The organism is Paractinoplanes toevensis (assembly GCF_018332695.1).
GTDB classification, from domain to species: domain Bacteria; phylum Actinomycetota; class Actinomycetes; order Mycobacteriales; family Micromonosporaceae; genus Actinoplanes; species Actinoplanes toevensis.
On record NZ_BOQN01000067.1, the window covers coordinates 132,722 to 147,272 of the forward strand.

Annotated in this window: 18 protein-coding genes and 1 pseudogene; 13 read left to right on the plus strand and 6 right to left on the minus strand. The window is 71.3% G+C overall.

Annotated elements, in window-relative coordinates:
• Position 1 precedes the first annotated feature (1 nt).
• Both Ato02nite_RS26750 and Ato02nite_RS26755 read right to left on the minus strand, forming a co-directional pair.
• Positions 2-628, minus strand: coding sequence for a DUF47 domain-containing protein (locus Ato02nite_RS26750; RefSeq protein ID WP_213009378.1), 627 nt, complete (start codon positions 626-628; stop codon positions 2-4).
• Between the two features lie 117 nt (positions 629-745).
• On the minus strand, positions 746-1,708 hold the full coding sequence (locus Ato02nite_RS26755) for a PI-PLC domain-containing protein (protein ID WP_213009379.1): 963 nt from the start codon (positions 1,706-1,708) through the stop codon (positions 746-748).
• Positions 1,709-1,797: 89 nt separating this feature from the next.
• Here Ato02nite_RS26755 and sigJ point away from each other — a divergent pair, with 89 nt between their 5' ends.
• Positions 1,798-2,697 carry an RNA polymerase sigma factor SigJ gene (gene sigJ, locus Ato02nite_RS26760; protein ID WP_213009380.1) on the plus strand — a complete coding sequence of 300 codons (900 nt, stop codon included), beginning with the start codon at positions 1,798-1,800 and terminating at the stop codon, positions 2,695-2,697.
• Here sigJ and Ato02nite_RS26765 read toward each other — a convergent pair.
• Positions 2,677-3,183, minus strand: a complete 507-nt coding sequence (locus Ato02nite_RS26765; RefSeq protein ID WP_213009381.1) for a DUF402 domain-containing protein — start codon at positions 3,181-3,183, stop codon at positions 2,677-2,679. The genes sigJ and Ato02nite_RS26765 overlap by 21 nt on opposite strands.
• 56 nt (positions 3,184-3,239) lie before the next feature.
• Between Ato02nite_RS26765 and Ato02nite_RS26770 the strand changes: the two genes are divergently transcribed.
• A complete protein-coding gene (locus Ato02nite_RS26770) occupies positions 3,240-5,294 on the plus strand; it encodes an ATP-dependent DNA helicase (protein WP_213009382.1) in 2,055 nt (684 codons plus the stop codon).
• A 52-nt stretch (positions 5,295-5,346) separates the two neighbouring features.
• Positions 5,347-6,156, plus strand: a complete 810-nt coding sequence (locus Ato02nite_RS26775; RefSeq protein WP_213009383.1) for a hypothetical protein — start codon at positions 5,347-5,349, stop codon at positions 6,154-6,156.
• On the opposite strand, the gene Ato02nite_RS26780 is transcribed toward Ato02nite_RS26775, so the two are convergent.
• Positions 6,150-6,524: a DsrE family protein gene (locus Ato02nite_RS26780; RefSeq protein WP_213009384.1), complete on the minus strand. Its 375-nt coding sequence runs from the start codon at positions 6,522-6,524 to the stop codon at positions 6,150-6,152. The two genes, Ato02nite_RS26775 and Ato02nite_RS26780, sit on opposite strands and share 7 nt — an antisense overlap.
• Before the next feature lie 14 nt (positions 6,525-6,538).
• Between Ato02nite_RS26780 and mtfM the strand changes: the two genes are divergently transcribed.
• The gene (mtfM, locus tag Ato02nite_RS52600) at positions 6,539-6,643 is read left to right on the plus strand and encodes a small membrane protein MtfM (protein ID WP_275407434.1); all 105 of its coding nucleotides are present in this window, start codon (positions 6,539-6,541) and stop codon (positions 6,641-6,643) included.
• A gap of 2 nt (positions 6,644-6,645) precedes the next feature.
• Entirely contained in the window at positions 6,646-7,248 is a 603-nt protein-coding gene (locus tag Ato02nite_RS26785) for a heme-binding beta-barrel domain-containing protein (protein WP_213009385.1), read from the plus strand.
• Here the strand turns inward: Ato02nite_RS26785 and Ato02nite_RS26790 are convergent.
• Positions 7,245-7,982, minus strand: coding sequence for an aminotransferase class IV (locus Ato02nite_RS26790; protein WP_213009386.1), 738 nt, complete (start codon positions 7,980-7,982; stop codon positions 7,245-7,247). The genes Ato02nite_RS26785 and Ato02nite_RS26790 overlap by 4 nt on opposite strands.
• A gap of 62 nt (positions 7,983-8,044) precedes the next feature.
• Between Ato02nite_RS26790 and Ato02nite_RS26795 the strand changes: the two genes are divergently transcribed.
• The 8 genes and pseudogenes from Ato02nite_RS26795 (at position 8,045) to Ato02nite_RS26830 (ending at position 13,402) form a co-directional block, all read left to right on the plus strand.
• A complete protein-coding gene (locus tag Ato02nite_RS26795; RefSeq protein ID WP_213009423.1) occupies positions 8,045-8,440 on the plus strand; it encodes a Fur family transcriptional regulator in 396 nt (131 codons plus the stop codon).
• Complete coding sequence (gene ygfZ, locus Ato02nite_RS26800) at positions 8,440-9,480, plus strand: CAF17-like 4Fe-4S cluster assembly/insertion protein YgfZ (RefSeq protein WP_213009387.1); 1,041 nt, start codon at positions 8,440-8,442, stop codon at positions 9,478-9,480. Before Ato02nite_RS26795 ends, ygfZ begins: the two co-directional genes overlap by 1 nt.
• A gap of 14 nt (positions 9,481-9,494) precedes the next feature.
• Positions 9,495-10,337 (plus strand): beta-keto acid cleavage family enzyme, encoded by an 843-nt coding sequence (locus Ato02nite_RS26805; protein WP_213009388.1) that lies wholly within the window; start codon positions 9,495-9,497, stop codon positions 10,335-10,337.
• A complete protein-coding gene (locus tag Ato02nite_RS26810) occupies positions 10,334-11,248 on the plus strand; it encodes an asparaginase (protein WP_213009389.1) in 915 nt (304 codons plus the stop codon). Before Ato02nite_RS26805 ends, Ato02nite_RS26810 begins: the two co-directional genes overlap by 4 nt.
• 68 nt (positions 11,249-11,316) lie before the next feature.
• Positions 11,317-11,676 (plus strand): annotated as a pseudogene (locus Ato02nite_RS26815) (helix-turn-helix domain-containing protein); the annotation flags it as partial.
• A 29-nt stretch (positions 11,677-11,705) separates the two neighbouring features.
• Entirely contained in the window at positions 11,706-12,152 is a 447-nt protein-coding gene (locus tag Ato02nite_RS26820) for a hypothetical protein (protein WP_213009391.1), read from the plus strand.
• Between the two features lie 54 nt (positions 12,153-12,206).
• Complete coding sequence (locus Ato02nite_RS26825; protein ID WP_213009392.1) at positions 12,207-12,521, plus strand: DUF2516 family protein; 315 nt, start codon at positions 12,207-12,209, stop codon at positions 12,519-12,521.
• The gene (locus Ato02nite_RS26830) at positions 12,518-13,402 is read left to right on the plus strand and encodes an alpha/beta fold hydrolase (RefSeq protein ID WP_213009393.1); all 885 of its coding nucleotides are present in this window, start codon (positions 12,518-12,520) and stop codon (positions 13,400-13,402) included. The genes Ato02nite_RS26825 and Ato02nite_RS26830 overlap by 4 nt, the downstream gene beginning before the upstream one ends.
• On the opposite strand, the gene Ato02nite_RS26835 is transcribed toward Ato02nite_RS26830, so the two are convergent.
• Entirely contained in the window at positions 13,399-14,400 is a 1,002-nt protein-coding gene (locus tag Ato02nite_RS26835; protein ID WP_213009394.1) for a hypothetical protein, read from the minus strand. The two genes, Ato02nite_RS26830 and Ato02nite_RS26835, sit on opposite strands and share 4 nt — an antisense overlap.
• Positions 14,401-14,551 lie beyond the last annotated feature (151 nt).

The window sequence follows — 14,551 nt, forward strand, 5'->3', positions numbered from 1 at the left end:
TCTAGGACTCCTTGACCGCGATGGTCTCGACGGTGTTCGCCACGTGCTCGAAGGCGTCGCAGGCCGCCTCCAGCTCGTCGGCGACCTCCTTCATCTTGAGCACGGTGAGAGCGTCGTACTCGCCGGAGAAGAGGCGGACCAGCAGCATGCGGTAGGCGCGGTCGCCGTCGTTCTCCAGGCGGTTGACCTCGATCCAGTATTCCTCGAGGCCCTTCATAGAGCGCAGTCGCGGCATCGCCTCGGCGGTGATCTTCGCCTGCTGGTCGAGCACGTTGATCAGCTCGTGCATCTCGCGGGGCAGCGACGGCAGTTCGGTCAGCCCGTACAGGTAAAGGAGGTTGCCGACCGCTTCGAGGTGGTCCATCACGTCGTCGAGCTGGGAGCCGAGTGAGTAGATGTCGGCCCGGTCGAACGGGGTGATGAAGGTCGAGTTGATCTTTTTGTAGAGGTCGTGGGTGATCTGGTCGCTGTCGTGTTCCACATCGGTCAGGCGGTCGCTGACCGACTGCACGTCCACCCCGGGCAGCGCCAGCTCGTTGAGCAACTCGGTGCCCTTGACCAGGTTGTGCGCGGCGGACGTGAAGAGGTCGTAGAAGGCCCCCTCGACGGGGCGGAAGGAGAACTTCACGGCGCGGACCTCGATCGACGGGGGTGGGACGGATCTCCGGGCATGCTAGCGGTCGCTCGGGGTTCACTTTGCGTTCGCCCGGCCCGGCAGCCCACCGATGCCCTCTTTTGCCGGCGTTTACACCGGCTCGTGACGCCGGTCCGGCCGGGCCGGGTGTGGTCGCGGCGAGGAACGGCGGACGGCCCGGGTGGGTAGCGGCGCGCGCGGCACCCAGCGGCTCACCGGGTGGCGGCGCAGGTGCCGGACCAGTCCGAGCTGGTCGGTGTCGGCGATGACGTCGACCCCGGCGGCACCGAGTTCGGTCCAGATCGCCCGGCGGGCCCGGCGGGAGCCGTCCGGCAGGCCGGTGATCCGGACCGTACGGCCGTCCTCGTGGGCCTGGCGGACCAGGGCGTGCAGCAGGTGGCGTTCCTCGGCGGAGATCGGTTCGCGGCCGTCCCAGCCGAACCGGCGGGTCCACGGTTCGCTGATCATCGGGACCAGGGTGGGTGGCGCCGACCGGGAGCCGAGGTCGTCGAAGGTGCCGTCCGCGAAGGCGTACCGCTTCTCCTGGCCGGCGAGCAGTTCCCGCACGTCGACGATGCCGGTCACCGAGACGGTGACGGCGCCCGGCACGAGGCTTCCGCCTTCGCAGTGGCTGAGCAGGGCGGCATGGTCCCGCAGCTGCTGATCCAGCATGCGGTACGCGCGGAGCAGCGTCTCCGCCTCGCGGTTGGCCCCGACGAACTCGACGACCAGCCGGAACGGCACCTGCTGGTCACGGGCGAGGCGGCCACCACGGCTGCGGGCCCGCGCGAAGAGTGGCGTGAGGACCAGCCGGCGCAGCGTACGCCCGGGTTGTGGCCCGCCCGGGCCGAGGAAGAGCTCGCCGTGCGGTCCTGGGGTGACCGGGACGGTGAGGCCGCCGAGGCCGCGCCGGAGCACGTCGGGCAGCGGGTCGATCTGTTTGGGCAGGGCGATGGCGTGCCCGGTCGGCAGGAACGGGCCGGGCCGCCGCGCGAGGACGGTGCCGACCGACACCGCGCCCGCGAGACCGGCAAGGCCGGCCAGGCTGCCGGCGATCGTCGCACCGTTGCTCACAACGCTCCATCCGATTAGCCCGAAATGGGTGTTTACTACTGTGTCACATCCGGTACCCGAGCCCGGGTAATCTCGCGCAGAATTCCCCCATGCCGTCGCCGACCGCCGCCACCACCGCCGACGAGTTCGAGGCGGAGCGTCCCCACCTGCTGGCCCTGGCCTACCGGATGCTGGGCAGCCGGGCCGAGGCCGAGGACGCGGTGCAGGAAGCCTGGCTGCGATACGCCCGGGCCCGGGACGGCGGCGAGATCCGCGACCTGCGCGGCTGGCTCACCACGGTCACCGGCCGCATCTGCCTCGACGTGCTCAAGTCGGCGCGGGTGAGCCGGGAGGCCTATCCGGGGCAGTGGCTTCCGGCGTACTCCGTCGACCCGGACCCCGGGCCGAGCGAGCGGGCCGAGATGAGCGACCAGGTCGCCCTGGCCCTGCTCGTGGTCCTCGAACGACTCACCCCGGAGCAGCGTGTGGCGCTGGTCCTGCACGACGCCTTCGCGGTGCCGTTCGAGGAGGTCGCGACCGTGCTCGGCACCACCGAGAGCACCGCCCGCCAGCACGCCTCCCGCGGTCGCCGGGCGGTCAGCGAGGGCGGGGTGCGGCATTCGGCCGGGCTCGCCGAGCAGCGCGAGGTGCTCAGCGCGTTCCTGGCCGCGGCCAACAGCGGCGACCTGCAGGCGCTGGCCGCGGTGCTGGCGCCCGACGTGGTGGCCATCGGCGACGGCGGCGGGTTGATCCCCGGCGTCGGCACCCGGCCGGTCGTCGGCGCGGACCGGGTCGCCCGCTTCTACCTGGGCATTCTGGGCAACAAGCTGGGCGAGATCACGGTCGAGCCGGTGGTGGTCAGTGGCTCGGCCGGGGTTCTGGTGCGCGGCATCTACGCCGACGGGCGGCCGCTGCTGTCCGTGCTGGCCGTCGCGGTCGACGAGGGCCGGATCACCGGGCTGTTCAACCAGCTCAACCCGGACAAGATCCTATTGGGTGACCTCGGATAGGTATTTGTGGTACTGCGTGGCGAACGGCTCACTGCCGTCGCCGAGCGCGCCCATCAGCTTGGCCGCGGCCGCCTGGGCCTCGGTCACCAGGTCGTCGGGGTAACCGAACTGCACCCGGTGCTCGTCGAACTCGTCCTCGTCGCGCAGCTCCACCCGGCCGGACTCGCGCCGGCGCACCACATCGAGGTCCAGATCGATGATGTGCACCGTGTCGCCCTCCCAGCGGGCCGGCGTGGTGATGTCGCAGTAGACCTCGCTGGTCCGCGGCGGCGGGTTGAACATGCCCGTCCACCAGGCGTGATGCGGGATCAGCAGGACGAACGGGATCTGCTCGACCGACGGGCGGCCGTGGTAGACCGACGGCGTCCCGTGCGTCACTCCGACCCACACGCCGAGGTCGTCGGAGCCGAAGCGGCGAGCCGGATAGTCCCGGTGGGCCGAACCGTCGTACTTCGTGTAGACGACTCGGACCATGTCTTGCGGCATGACGAGAACCCTAACGGTGGTCGGCTTCTGTCGGTGGTGGCGGGTACCGTCTCTGCGTGCCCGCAGCTACCCGTAAGAAGGCGACCGCCGAGCAACTTCTAGCAGCCGCCGTCGGTGCGGTCCCGGGTGGCGGTGAGCGCCCCGGCCAGCAGGCCATGGTGGCCGCCATCGACCGCGCGGTCAAGGAGCGCGAGCACCTGCTCGTGCAGGCCGGCACGGGCACCGGAAAAAGCCTCGCATATCTGACCCCGGCCCTGCTCGTCGACGGCCCGGTGGTGGTGTCGACGGCGACCCTCGCCCTGCAGAATCAGTTGGTCGAGCACGACCTGCCCCGCCTCGCCGAGGCGGTCGAGCCGGTCCTCGGCCGCCGCCCCACGTTCGCCGTGCTCAAGGGCCGCCACCACTACCTGTGCCTGGCGAAGATGGAGCACGCCGACGAGGAGGCGCCGACCGACACCCTCTTCGACGACGCGCCGCCCAAGGCACAGTGGCTGGGTGAGGCCGGCAAGCTGGGCAAGCAGATCCAGCGCCTGCGGGCCTGGTCGGAAAAGACCACCACCGGCGACCGCGACGAGCTCGACCCCGGCGTCGACGAGACGGCGTGGCGGCAGGTCTCGATGCCGGCCCGGGACTGCGTCGGCGCGCAGAAATGCCCCTACGGCGCGGAGTGCTTCGCCGAGGCCTCCCGCGCCCGCGCTCGCGAGGCCGACATCGTGGTCACCAACCACAGCCTGCTCGCCGTCGACATGCTCGCCGACCGGCACATCGTGCCGCCGCACAAGCTGCTCGTCATCGACGAGGCCCACGAGTTGGCCGACCGCGTCTCGTCGGCGGCCCAGGCCGAGCTGACCCCCGACGCGATCGAGCGTTCGTCCCGGCGCGCCAAGCCCTTCATCCCGCCGGCCACCGCCGAGCAGCTGGCCGAGGCGGCCGACGCCCTCACGGTGGGCCTGGCCGAGACCCCGGCCGGCCGCCTGACCGGCGGCCTTCCCGACCTGTTGCGGCAGTCGGTCACGTTGCTGGAGGCGGGCACCCGGGCCGGCCTGACGGCCATCGGCGACATCAAGGGCGACGACCCCGATCCGGTACGCAAACAGCAGGCCAAAGCTTCCCTGAGCGACCTGTCCGACACCGCCCAGCGGCTGCTCGAGGAGTCCGACTTCGACGTCGCCTGGGTGGAGAAATCCGATCTGGGCAGCGGCCGCCGGGCGCTGGTCGTGGCGCCGCTGTCGGTGGCCGGCACACTGGCCCAGGGGCTCTACGAGGACCGCACGGTCGTCGCCACCTCGGCCACCCTGACCCTGGGCGGTCGATTCGACACGGTGGCCCGCTCGCTCGGCCTGCCCGCCTCCGCCCCGGTCGTGCCGTCGGCCCGCAGCGCGGTCGCCGAGACCGCCGCCCCCGGCTCGCTCACCGCCGGCGCCCCGCCCACCTCGGGTGACGGCTGGACGTCGCTCGACGTGGGTTCCCCCTTCGACTACCCCAAGCAGGGAATTCTGTACGTCGCCGCGCACCTGCCCCGGCCCGCGGCGTCCGGCCTGCCCGACGCGGCCGGCGAGGAGTTGCTGCGGCTGGTCGAGGCGATCGGCGGCCGCACGCTGGGCCTGTTCTCCTCCCGGAAGGCCGCCACCCAGGCCGCCGAGCTGCTGCGCGCCCGCACCGACCTGCCGATCCTGCTGCAGGGCGAGGAAGCGTTGCCGCTGCTGGTCCGCAAATTCCGCGAGGTCAAGGAGAGCTGCCTGTTCGGCGTGATGTCGCTGTGGCAGGGCGTCGACGTCCCCGGCGAGGCGTGCCAGCTCGTGGTCATCGACCGCCTGCCGTTCCCCCGCCCCGATGAGCCCCTGGCCGCGGCCCGCTCGGCCGCCGTCGACGCGGCCGGCGGTTCGGGCTTCGCCTCGGTGAGCGTCCCGATCGCGGCGATCCGACTGGCCCAGGGCGTGGGCCGGTTGATCCGCTCGACCGGCGACAAGGGCGTCGTCGCGGTGCTCGACTCCCGCCTGGAGACGGCCCGGGGCTACGGCGCTTTCCTGCGCAAGTCGCTCCCCCCGTTCTGGTACACGACGAAGCCCGAGGTGGCGCTGGGCGCCCTGCAGCGGCTGGGCAAGAGCTGATGCTGCAGATCGCCTGCGTCTTCCTGACCTCACCTGAGTACACCCAGCTGCCGTGACGGATCCCAGGAAGCGGCGGTGGTGGCTGGTCGGGCTGGTTGTCGCGTGGATCGCGGTGCTCGGCGGGCTGTCGGTGTGGTCGGTCGGGCATGAGAAGGCCAGCGTGCCCGAGCAGCGGGACATCGCCGATGCCGTGCCCGAGTTGCAGCAGGCGGCGGGGGTGCTCATCACCGCGGCCGACGGGGACGGGCGGGCTCTCGTGCTGGGCGGGCTGGAGCTGATCGGGAACTGCCGGATCACGCCGCTTCGCTCGGGGGTGGTGGCGGCCCGGGACCTCACCGTCTACGTGCCGGAGGGGGCGGCCCGGACGGCGCTGGAGGCCATCGCGGACGGGCTCCCGCCGGGTTACCGGGCCGAGCTGGCGTCGGACAAGGGTGGGACGCGGCTGGGCTTTCACGCCGACGCCGGGAACTTCATCGGGATCGACGGCAAAGCCGAAGCCACCGCCAAGGTGCTGACGTTGCGGCTGAGCAGCGGCTGTCGTCCGGACAGTGACCGGATTCCGGGCGAGACCGACCCCGATGCGGGTGCGCCGCCGGCCGCGTTCCAGGCGGTGCTGGCGGCGCTGGGTGGGGGCACCGCGGCGCCGGAGGTGCAGGCGGTGAACCGGCCGGACGGCGGCGTGGCGGCCAGCTGGAGTGTCGAGCTCGACGAGCCGGCCGATCTGGCCGGGCGGCTGCGGACGGTGAGCGCGGGCGCTGCGCTGCTGCGCTCGGACGCCAGTGCCTGGGCCTATCGGGCGGGGGACACCTCGGTGGTCGTGGTGCCGGACGGGAAGAACGTGCGGGTGACCGCCACTCAGTAGACGAGGGCCTGGGCGTCCGGTGAGGTCACTTCCTCGACGAAGACGGCGGCGCCGGCGATCCGGATGCCGGGCAGCACCGCCTCGGGCGTGATGTCGCGGCGGGCGGCGCACTGGGTGCAGGCGGTGACCCGGCCCTCGGCGAGCAGCAGGTCGATCAGGTCGGGCAGGGGAGCGGCGTGCGGCAGTTCGAACTCGGCGGCCCGGCCGGGCAGGGCGAACCAGGTCGACTCGCCGGTCAGCCAGAACGAGACGTCCACGCCGGACGCGGCCGCGGTCGACGCGACCGTGAAAGCCTGCGAGCAGCGCTCGGGAGCGTCGGCCCCGGCGGTTGCCTTGACGACCAGTAAGCGTGCCATGGGCGCCAGCATAAGATGGTCCGGTCATGGTTACCGAGATCGGGTTCGTGAGCCTGCTGGTCGCCGGTTTGGGCGCGCTGGCGGGTGGCATCGGCTATCTGGCCGTTCGTGTTTCCAGGGGGCGTTGGTAAGAGTGAGTGACGAGTCGGACAATCCTCTCGGGCCGCCGCCGTGGCTGAACGCCCCGCCGGTGGAGGCGTACCCGTACGAGGACACCCACGACCTGCGCAAGGGCGCTGACCTGCATCCGGCGCTGCTCGGGCTGCTGCCGTTCGTGGGGCTGTGGCGTGGGCGCGGGCAGGGCGGTTTCCCGGCGGACCACGACTACGACTTCGCGCAGGAGATCCGGATCAGCCACGACGGCCGGCCGTTCCTGCGCTTCGAGGCTCGGTCCTGGCTGCTCGACGAGGACTCCAAGCCGGCCGGTGAGTGGCTGTTCGAGACCGGATTCTGGCGGCCGGTGCTCAACGACGGCCGGGCCACCGACGAGATGGAGGCCACGATCGTCACCCCGGAGGGGACCGCCGAGATCTACCTCGGCAAGACGATCGGCCCGACCCGGCTGGAGATGGAGGCCGACGCGATCGCATACACGCCGTCCGGCCTGCAGTTGACCGGTGCGCACCGGCTCTTCGGCATCGTCGACGCCGCGCTGCTCTACGCGCACGAGGTCGCGGTCGGCGAGAGCGGCCTGCGCCCGCACATGTCGGCCCGGCTGCTGCGCATCGGCGGCTAATAGCCGAGCAGCGCCGACAGGCGGGGCGACCAGGGCGAACGAGCCCGGGCCACCCCGTCGAGCGAGATCACTTCGGCGAGACCGCGCAGGGCGGAGGCGAACCAGATCGCGTCCGCCCTGGCCAGCTCGTCCAGCGTGATCATGCGGAAAACGGGCCGGAGGCCCGCCGACCCGGCGCGGGACAACAGCTCGGCGGCGGTGGTGCCGGCCAGGATGCCGGCCTCTTCCGGGGGTACGGAACACAGCTCCTCGCCCGCCAGCCAGACCAGTGACGCGGTCGGGGCTTCCAGCGCGTACCCGTCAAGCGAAACCCACAAGCAATCGTCGCCTCCCTGAGCCTGCGCCCATCGCCGGGCGGCGAAGTTCGGTCCGTAGGACAGGGTTTTGGCCGCGGACAGCGACCACGGCGGTCGCGGGCCGACGGCCGCGCTGAGCACCCGGATGCCGGATCGCCGCTCGCGGCGGACCGAGTCGGGGATCGGCGAGACCGTCACGTGCAGTGATTCCCGGGTCTGGATGATCCGGAGTGCGCTCTCCGTGATTACCGGCGGTAATGCCGCGACCCGTGCCGCGGCCTCGTCGGTCGAGGCGGTGAAACCCAGCCGGGCGGCCGAGCGGGACAGCCGGGCCAGATGTTGATCTAGCAGCCAGGGGCCGTCCGGACGCAGGTGAACGGTCTCGAAGACGCCGTCGCCGAACAACTCGGCCGGCGAGACCAGAACTCGGTCGGTCACGGGCGGAGCGTAACCACGAGCCGAACTATGCTCGTAACGTGTCCGCCACATCGCTAGCCGAAATGCTCCGTGAGCGCGGGCTGCGGCTCACGCCACAGCGCCAGCTCATCCTGGAGGCTGTGCACGGTCTCGGGCACGCCACGCCCGAGCAGGTGCACACCGCGGTCCGTGAGCGGGTCGCCGGGGTCAACATCACCACCGTCTATCGCACCCTTGAGCTGCTCGAAGAGCTCGGGCTGGTCAACCACACCCACCTGTCGCACGGTTCGCCGACCTACCACGCCGCGGGTGAGGATCAGCACGTTCACCTCGTCTGCCGTGGATGTGGGTCGATCAGTGAGGTAGACCCGACAGTGATGCTGCCGGTGACCGATCGGCTGCTGGCGGAGCGTGGCTTCCGGGTGGACGTCGGCCACGTCTCGCTCTTCGGGGTCTGTGGCGACTGCAAGGAGCTGTGATGACCGTCGTGATGGTCGAGGACCTCGATCCGTCGTCCGCCGATGCGGGGGTGGCCGCGCACTACGGCGACCCCATGCGGGAGCAACGCACCCTGGCCACCGCCGTCGGCCTGGTCGACCGTTCGAACCGCGACGTGATCGCGGTGCCGGGCGACGAGCGCGCCAGTTGGCTGCACACCCTGACCACCCAGCATCTGTCCGACCTGTCCGCCAAGCAGGGCAGTGAGCTGCTGGTCCTCTCGCCGAACGGGCACGTCGAGCAGCACGCCTACGTGACCGAGGACGGCACGACGGCGTGGCTCGACACCGAGCCGGGCGCCGGGGTGGGGCTGCTGAAATACCTGGAGATGATGCGGTTCTTCACCCGGGTCGAGCCCCGCGACGCGACCTCCGAGATCGCGGTGTTGTCGCTGGTCGGGCCGGGTGCGGCCGACCTCTTCCCCGATCTGGCGGAACCCCGCCTGACGGCGGTGCCGGGCCCGAAATTCGCCGCCGGCGAGCTGCCGGGGCACGCCACGAGCACTTATGCCGTACGGGAATTTGAGGGTGGCCTGGCTCGTCGGGTTCCTCTTGGTGTTGATCTTCTGGTGCCGCGCGCTGCCAAGACGGCCGTGATCGAGAAACTGGGCGTGCCGCAGGCCGGGCTCTGGGCCTACGAGGCGATCCGGGTGGAGCACCGCACGCCGCGCCTGGGCTGGGAGACCGACCACCGCACCATTCCGGCCGAGGCCGACCTGATCGCCGCCGCCGTGCACCTCGACAAGGGCTGCTACCGCGGTCAGGAGACGGTCGCCCGGGTGCACCACCTCGGCCGCCCACCGCGCCGGCTGGTGCTGCTGCACTTCGACGGCATCGCCTCCGACCACCCGCCGGTTCGGGGCACCCCGGTGAACCTCGACGACCGCCAGGTCGGCTTCATCGGCACCGCGGTCCGGCACCACGAGCTGGGCCTGATCGCCCTGGCCGTGCTGAAGCGCAACGTGGCCGACGACGCTTCGCTTCAGGTCGGGGATTCGATGGCGGCCATAGATCCGGCCTGAAAAGCAATGGCAGGATGCGTCTCATGACCGGGACCGTGATCACCGTTGCTCCGACCGGTGCGGAGAACACCAAAGAAGACGTACCCGCCCTGCCTGTCACTCTCGACGAGCTGGTGCGGACAGCCAAGGAGTGCGAGGCGCTCGGCGCCTCGATCATCCACGTGCACATCCGGGACGCCGACGCCCAGCCGACCCTCGACCAGGGCCGGCTGCGCGACACGGTGACCGGCCTCCGCGAGGCCACCGACCTGATCGTCCAGCTGTCGAGCGGCGGCGCGGTGACCGACCCGGAGTCGGACCGGCTGGCCGTGCTCTACGCCGCCCCGGAGATGGCCTCCTGCACGATGGGCACGGTCAACTTCGGCGACGGCGTGTTCCTGAACCGCTGGGAGTTCATCGTCGACCTGCACACCCGCATGCAGGACCGGGGCATCGTGCCGGAGTACGAGATCTTCGACCTGGGCCAGCTCACCACGCTCCAGCGCCTGCTCGGGAGATATGGCCTGCCGGCCGGTGGCCACGTGCACGTCGACCTGGTGATGGGTGTGCCGGGCGGGATGCCGGGTACGGCCGCCGCCCTGGTCGCCTGTGAGCAGGCGATCCGCGACCTGCCGGCCGGGACGACCTTCTCGGCGACCGGTATCGGCCGCAGCACCATCCCGGTGATGCTGGCGTCGCTGTCGGCGGGCGGTCACCTGCGGGTCGGCATGGAGGACACGGTCACCTACGCGAAGGGCCAGGCGGTCGAGTCGAACATGCAGCTGGTGGCCCGGGCGGCCGGGTTCGCCCAGCTGGCCCAGCGCCCGCCGCTGACCACCGCCGAGACCCGCGAGCTGCTCGGCATACCGACCCGATGATCATCGCGGAGGTGGTGCGTTCCGGCTTCGTCGAGAGCGTGCACCACGGCTCGGTGGCGGTGCTGGCCGACGGCGGCGAGAGCCGCGGCGACGTGACGACGCCGATCTTCCCGCGATCGGCGCTGAAGCCGTTGCAGACCGTCGGCATGCTGCGGGCCGGCCTGGTGCCACGGGACGAGTCCGACCTCGCCATGATCAGCGCCAGCCACTACGGCGAGGTGCTGCACGTCCGGCGGGTGCGGGAGATCCTGGCGGCGGCCGGCCTGGAACCGGGCGCCCTGCGCTGCCCGCCCGCCCTGCCCCTCGCCGAGCGGGCCCGTGACGACTGGCTGCGGCAGCAGGGCGGCCGGGAGCGGATCCTGATGAACTGCTCCGGCAAGCACGCCGGGATGCTCGCCACCTGCGTGGCGAACGGCTGGCCGACCGAGACCTACCGGGACCGGGACCACCCGCTGCAGAAAGCGCTGGCCGAGGCGGTCACCGAGCTCACCGGCGAGCCGATCGCCGCGGTCGGGGTGGACGGGTGCGGCGCGCCCTGCTTCGCGCTGTCGCTGACCGGTTTGGCCCGGGCGTTCCGGCGGCTCGTCGAGGCGTCCCCGGGCACGTTCGAGCGGCGGGTGGCGGACGCCATGCGGGCGCATCCGGTGCTGGTCGCGGGCACCGGCGTGGACGACTCGGTGCTGATGGAGGCGGTGCCCGGCCTGCTGGCCAAGGGCGGCGCCGAGGGCGTGGTGGCGGTGGCCGTGCCCGGTGTCGGCGCGGTCACCCTCAAGGTCGACGACGGCGCGAGCCGGGCCCGGACCCCGGTGCTGCTGGCCGAGCTGCGCCGGCTCGGGGTGCCGGTGCCGATGATCGAGGCGCTGGTGCTGGGCGGCGGCGAACCGGTGGGCGACGTTCGTCCCGTACGGTGACTCGTTTCACGCTAGCTGTAGTTAGCGTTTTGCTTGCAACAGCTAGCACCCCGAGCTAGCGTCGAGACATGGCCACCCCCAAGGATCTGCCTCAGGACATCGGGAGTTTCATCCGTGACCTGCGGCAGACGGCGAAGATCTCGCTGCGCCAGCTCGCCGACAAGGCGGGCGTGAGCAATCCGTACCTCAGCCAGATCGAGCGTGGCCTGCGCAAGCCGAGTGCCGAGGTGTTGCAGCAGATCGCCAGCGCGCTGCGGGTGTCGACGCCCGCGATGTATTTGCGGGCCGGCCTGCTCGACAGCGAGGGTCAGCAGGGGGTGCTGGCCGCGATCGCGGTCGATCCGGACCTCACGATCGCCCAGAAGCAGTCGCTGTCGCAGATCTACGAGACGTTCCGTAACGAGAACATCCGGCACGCGCCCGAGACCGAGCCCAGCCCGAACTCCGAGGAGTCGAAATGACCGACCAGACCAACACCCGTATCCCCGCCCCGCTCTACGCCGCCGCCGGTGCCGGTGACCTCGCGGTCCAGCAGCTGCGCAAGCTGCCGGCCGTGGTGACCGAGCTGAGCGAGCGCGCCGCCGCCTCGCTGCGCGTCTACAACGAGCAGGCCAACGTCAAGGCCGCCCAGCTCCGCGAGAAGGCGTCCACCACCGACTTCGACGCCCTCCGGGGTAACGCCGCCAGCGTGGCGACCTCCATCGCCCAGATCGCCCAGGACCGGGCCGTCGCGGCGTACACCGCGCTGGTCGCCCGCGGCGAGAAGGTCGTCGGCTCCGGTGTCGTCGAGGCCGCCGACGTGGTCAACGCCGACATCGAGACCACCGAGGAGCCGAAGGTCATCGAGGCCGCCAAGCCGGCCCCCAAGCCGCGCAAGCGCGTCGCCAAGCCGGCCGCCGAGTAAAACATGATCAGCGGGCCCCGGCGGTTGCCGGGGCCCGCGTCATAGACTTCTCACATGGCCTACTCCGCGCCCATCTTCTACGGCGCCGTCCGGGACTACATCGATCTGGTCATCATGATCTTTTCGCTGATCGTCCAAGCGGTGGCGCTGATTCATTGCCTGACCCAACGGGGCGACGGGTTCCAAGCCATCGGCACGCTGCCCAAGGGTGCCTGGGCCGCGATCCTGGCCGTCTGCATCGTGCTCACGCTGCTGTTCAGCGGCCCGATCGGCATCTTCAGCCTGATCGGCATCGGTGCCGCCCTGGTCTACCTGCTCGACGTCCGGCCCGGCCTCAAGGACCTGTCGGACGGCAAAGGCTTCTGGTGAGGCGGTTCGGTCCGCCGCCACCGGACGGCGGGCCACGCCTGCAACGCCCCGATCGCACCGGCCCGCGTTCGGGCCGGCCGACCCTGCCCCCGCCGGTGACCGAGCTGGTCGCCACGACGTCCGGCGTCCGCCTCGAGCAACTGATCACCGGGGTGGGTGAGCCGGTCACCGTCTTCGCGCACGGCCTCGGCGGCGACATCGCCGGCAGCCGCCCGCTGGGCAGCGCGGTGACCGGGCGCCGGGTGTTCTTCCACTTCCGCGGCCACGGCCGCTCGGACGCGCCGCCGGGGCCGTGGAGCTTCGGTGATCTCGCCGGGGACCTGCGGGCGGTGGCCGACCTGTCCGGTGCCACCCGAGCGCTCGGCGTGAGCATGGGCGCCGGTGCCCTGGCCCGCTTGCTCAGCGAGACGCCCGACCGGTTCGAACGGGTGGTCTTCTACCTTCCGGCGCCGCTCGACGGCACCCGCCCGGCTGCGGCCGAGGCCCGGGTGGAGCGCCTGCTGGCCGCCGTCGAGTCCGGTGAGGCCGCCTCGATCGCCGCCGCCGTGGAGTCCGAGATGCCCACGGTCGTGCGCAACACCCCGACCGGCTGGAGCTTCCTGCGGCAGCGGGTCGAGCAGTTGCAGACCGACGGGCTGGCGCCCGAGCTGACCACACTGTGGCACGAGCCGGCGGTGCCCGACGAGTCGAAACTGGCGGCCTTCCGCGGGCGGGCGCTGGTGCTCGGCTGCCTGGGCGACGAGGTGCACCCGGCAGCGTGGGCCGAGCGACTGGCCGGGCTGCTACCGGGTGCGGAGTTGCACGTCTACGACCGGCCCGCGGTGCTCTGGACCAATCGGTCCGAGCTCCGCGAGCGCATCTCGTCGTTCCTGAATTCCTAGCTGGTCAGGGCGTAAGCCACGTAGTGGTCGTCGGAGATGTTGCCGACCTTGTCCCAGGCGTAGTAGTCGACCTCGAACGTCCAGCCCTTGCCCAGGCCCTTGGCGGCCACCGACCAGTTGCCGGCCGCGTCGACCGGGCGCAGCGCCTGCGCGGTGTACGGCAGGGCCTGACCGGTGGTGTATTTCACCCAGGTGCCGGTGGAGAAGTTGTAGTAGTAGATCGTGGTCTGGTTGTACTTGTAGTACTGGACGCCGACCACGTCGATGCCGGCCTCGCTGTCGGCGGCCCGGCCCCGGACGGTCGCCCAGGAGGCGGCCTTGTTGGGGCTGGCCGGGACGGTCAGCGAGACGGTCGGCCTGGTGGTGTCCTCCAGCACGGTCAGCTGATTGGCGGCCCGCGCGGTGGCCCTGCCCTGGCCGTTCTGCAGGGTGATCTTCGGCGTCCAGGTTCCGTAGCCGAACCAGTGGCGGGCGGTCGCCGACGTGCCGGTCCTCAGCAGGCTGGTCTCGCCGTCGCCCCAGGCGTTCCACACCTGGGCGGTGGCCGGCAGCCCGGAGGCCAGCATGGTGGCCTGCTCCTGGTAGGTCGGGAAGATGTAGATCGGCGACTTCTGCCAGGCGTAGGTGCCCGGGGAGGTCGTGACCGTGACCGCGGAGCCGGTGGTGAACACGCCGCTGCCGTCCAGGGCGCCGTCGTTCAGAGTGACCTTGACTCCGAAGGTGCCGGTCGACTGGTACTGGTGGGTGAACCGGCCGTCGGTGGTCCCGTCTCCCCAGTCGACGGTGCGGGTGATGGCGTCCGGCGCGGTGGTGTCGTCGGTGACGCCGCTTTCGGTGAGGATGACGCTCTGGCCGGCCCAGATGGCGGTGCTGTCCAGGGCGTACGACGCGGTGGGTGGGGTGTTGACCGGGTCGTCGGCGTGCGCCGGCGAGGCGATCGAGACGGCTCCGGCGGTGAGCGCCAGGCCGAGTAGGACGGGTAGTGAGCGACGGTTCATTTCTCCCCCGAGGTAACCCGCTCGTCCGTCCACATGGACGGAGGCCTGCGGACATTACCGGCTGCCCGAGCCATTGATCAAGCTGCTTCCCGACCGCTGGGCCGTAACCTTTTTCGCGCTGATGCGGTGTTCCGGTCGTGCGGTTATCCCC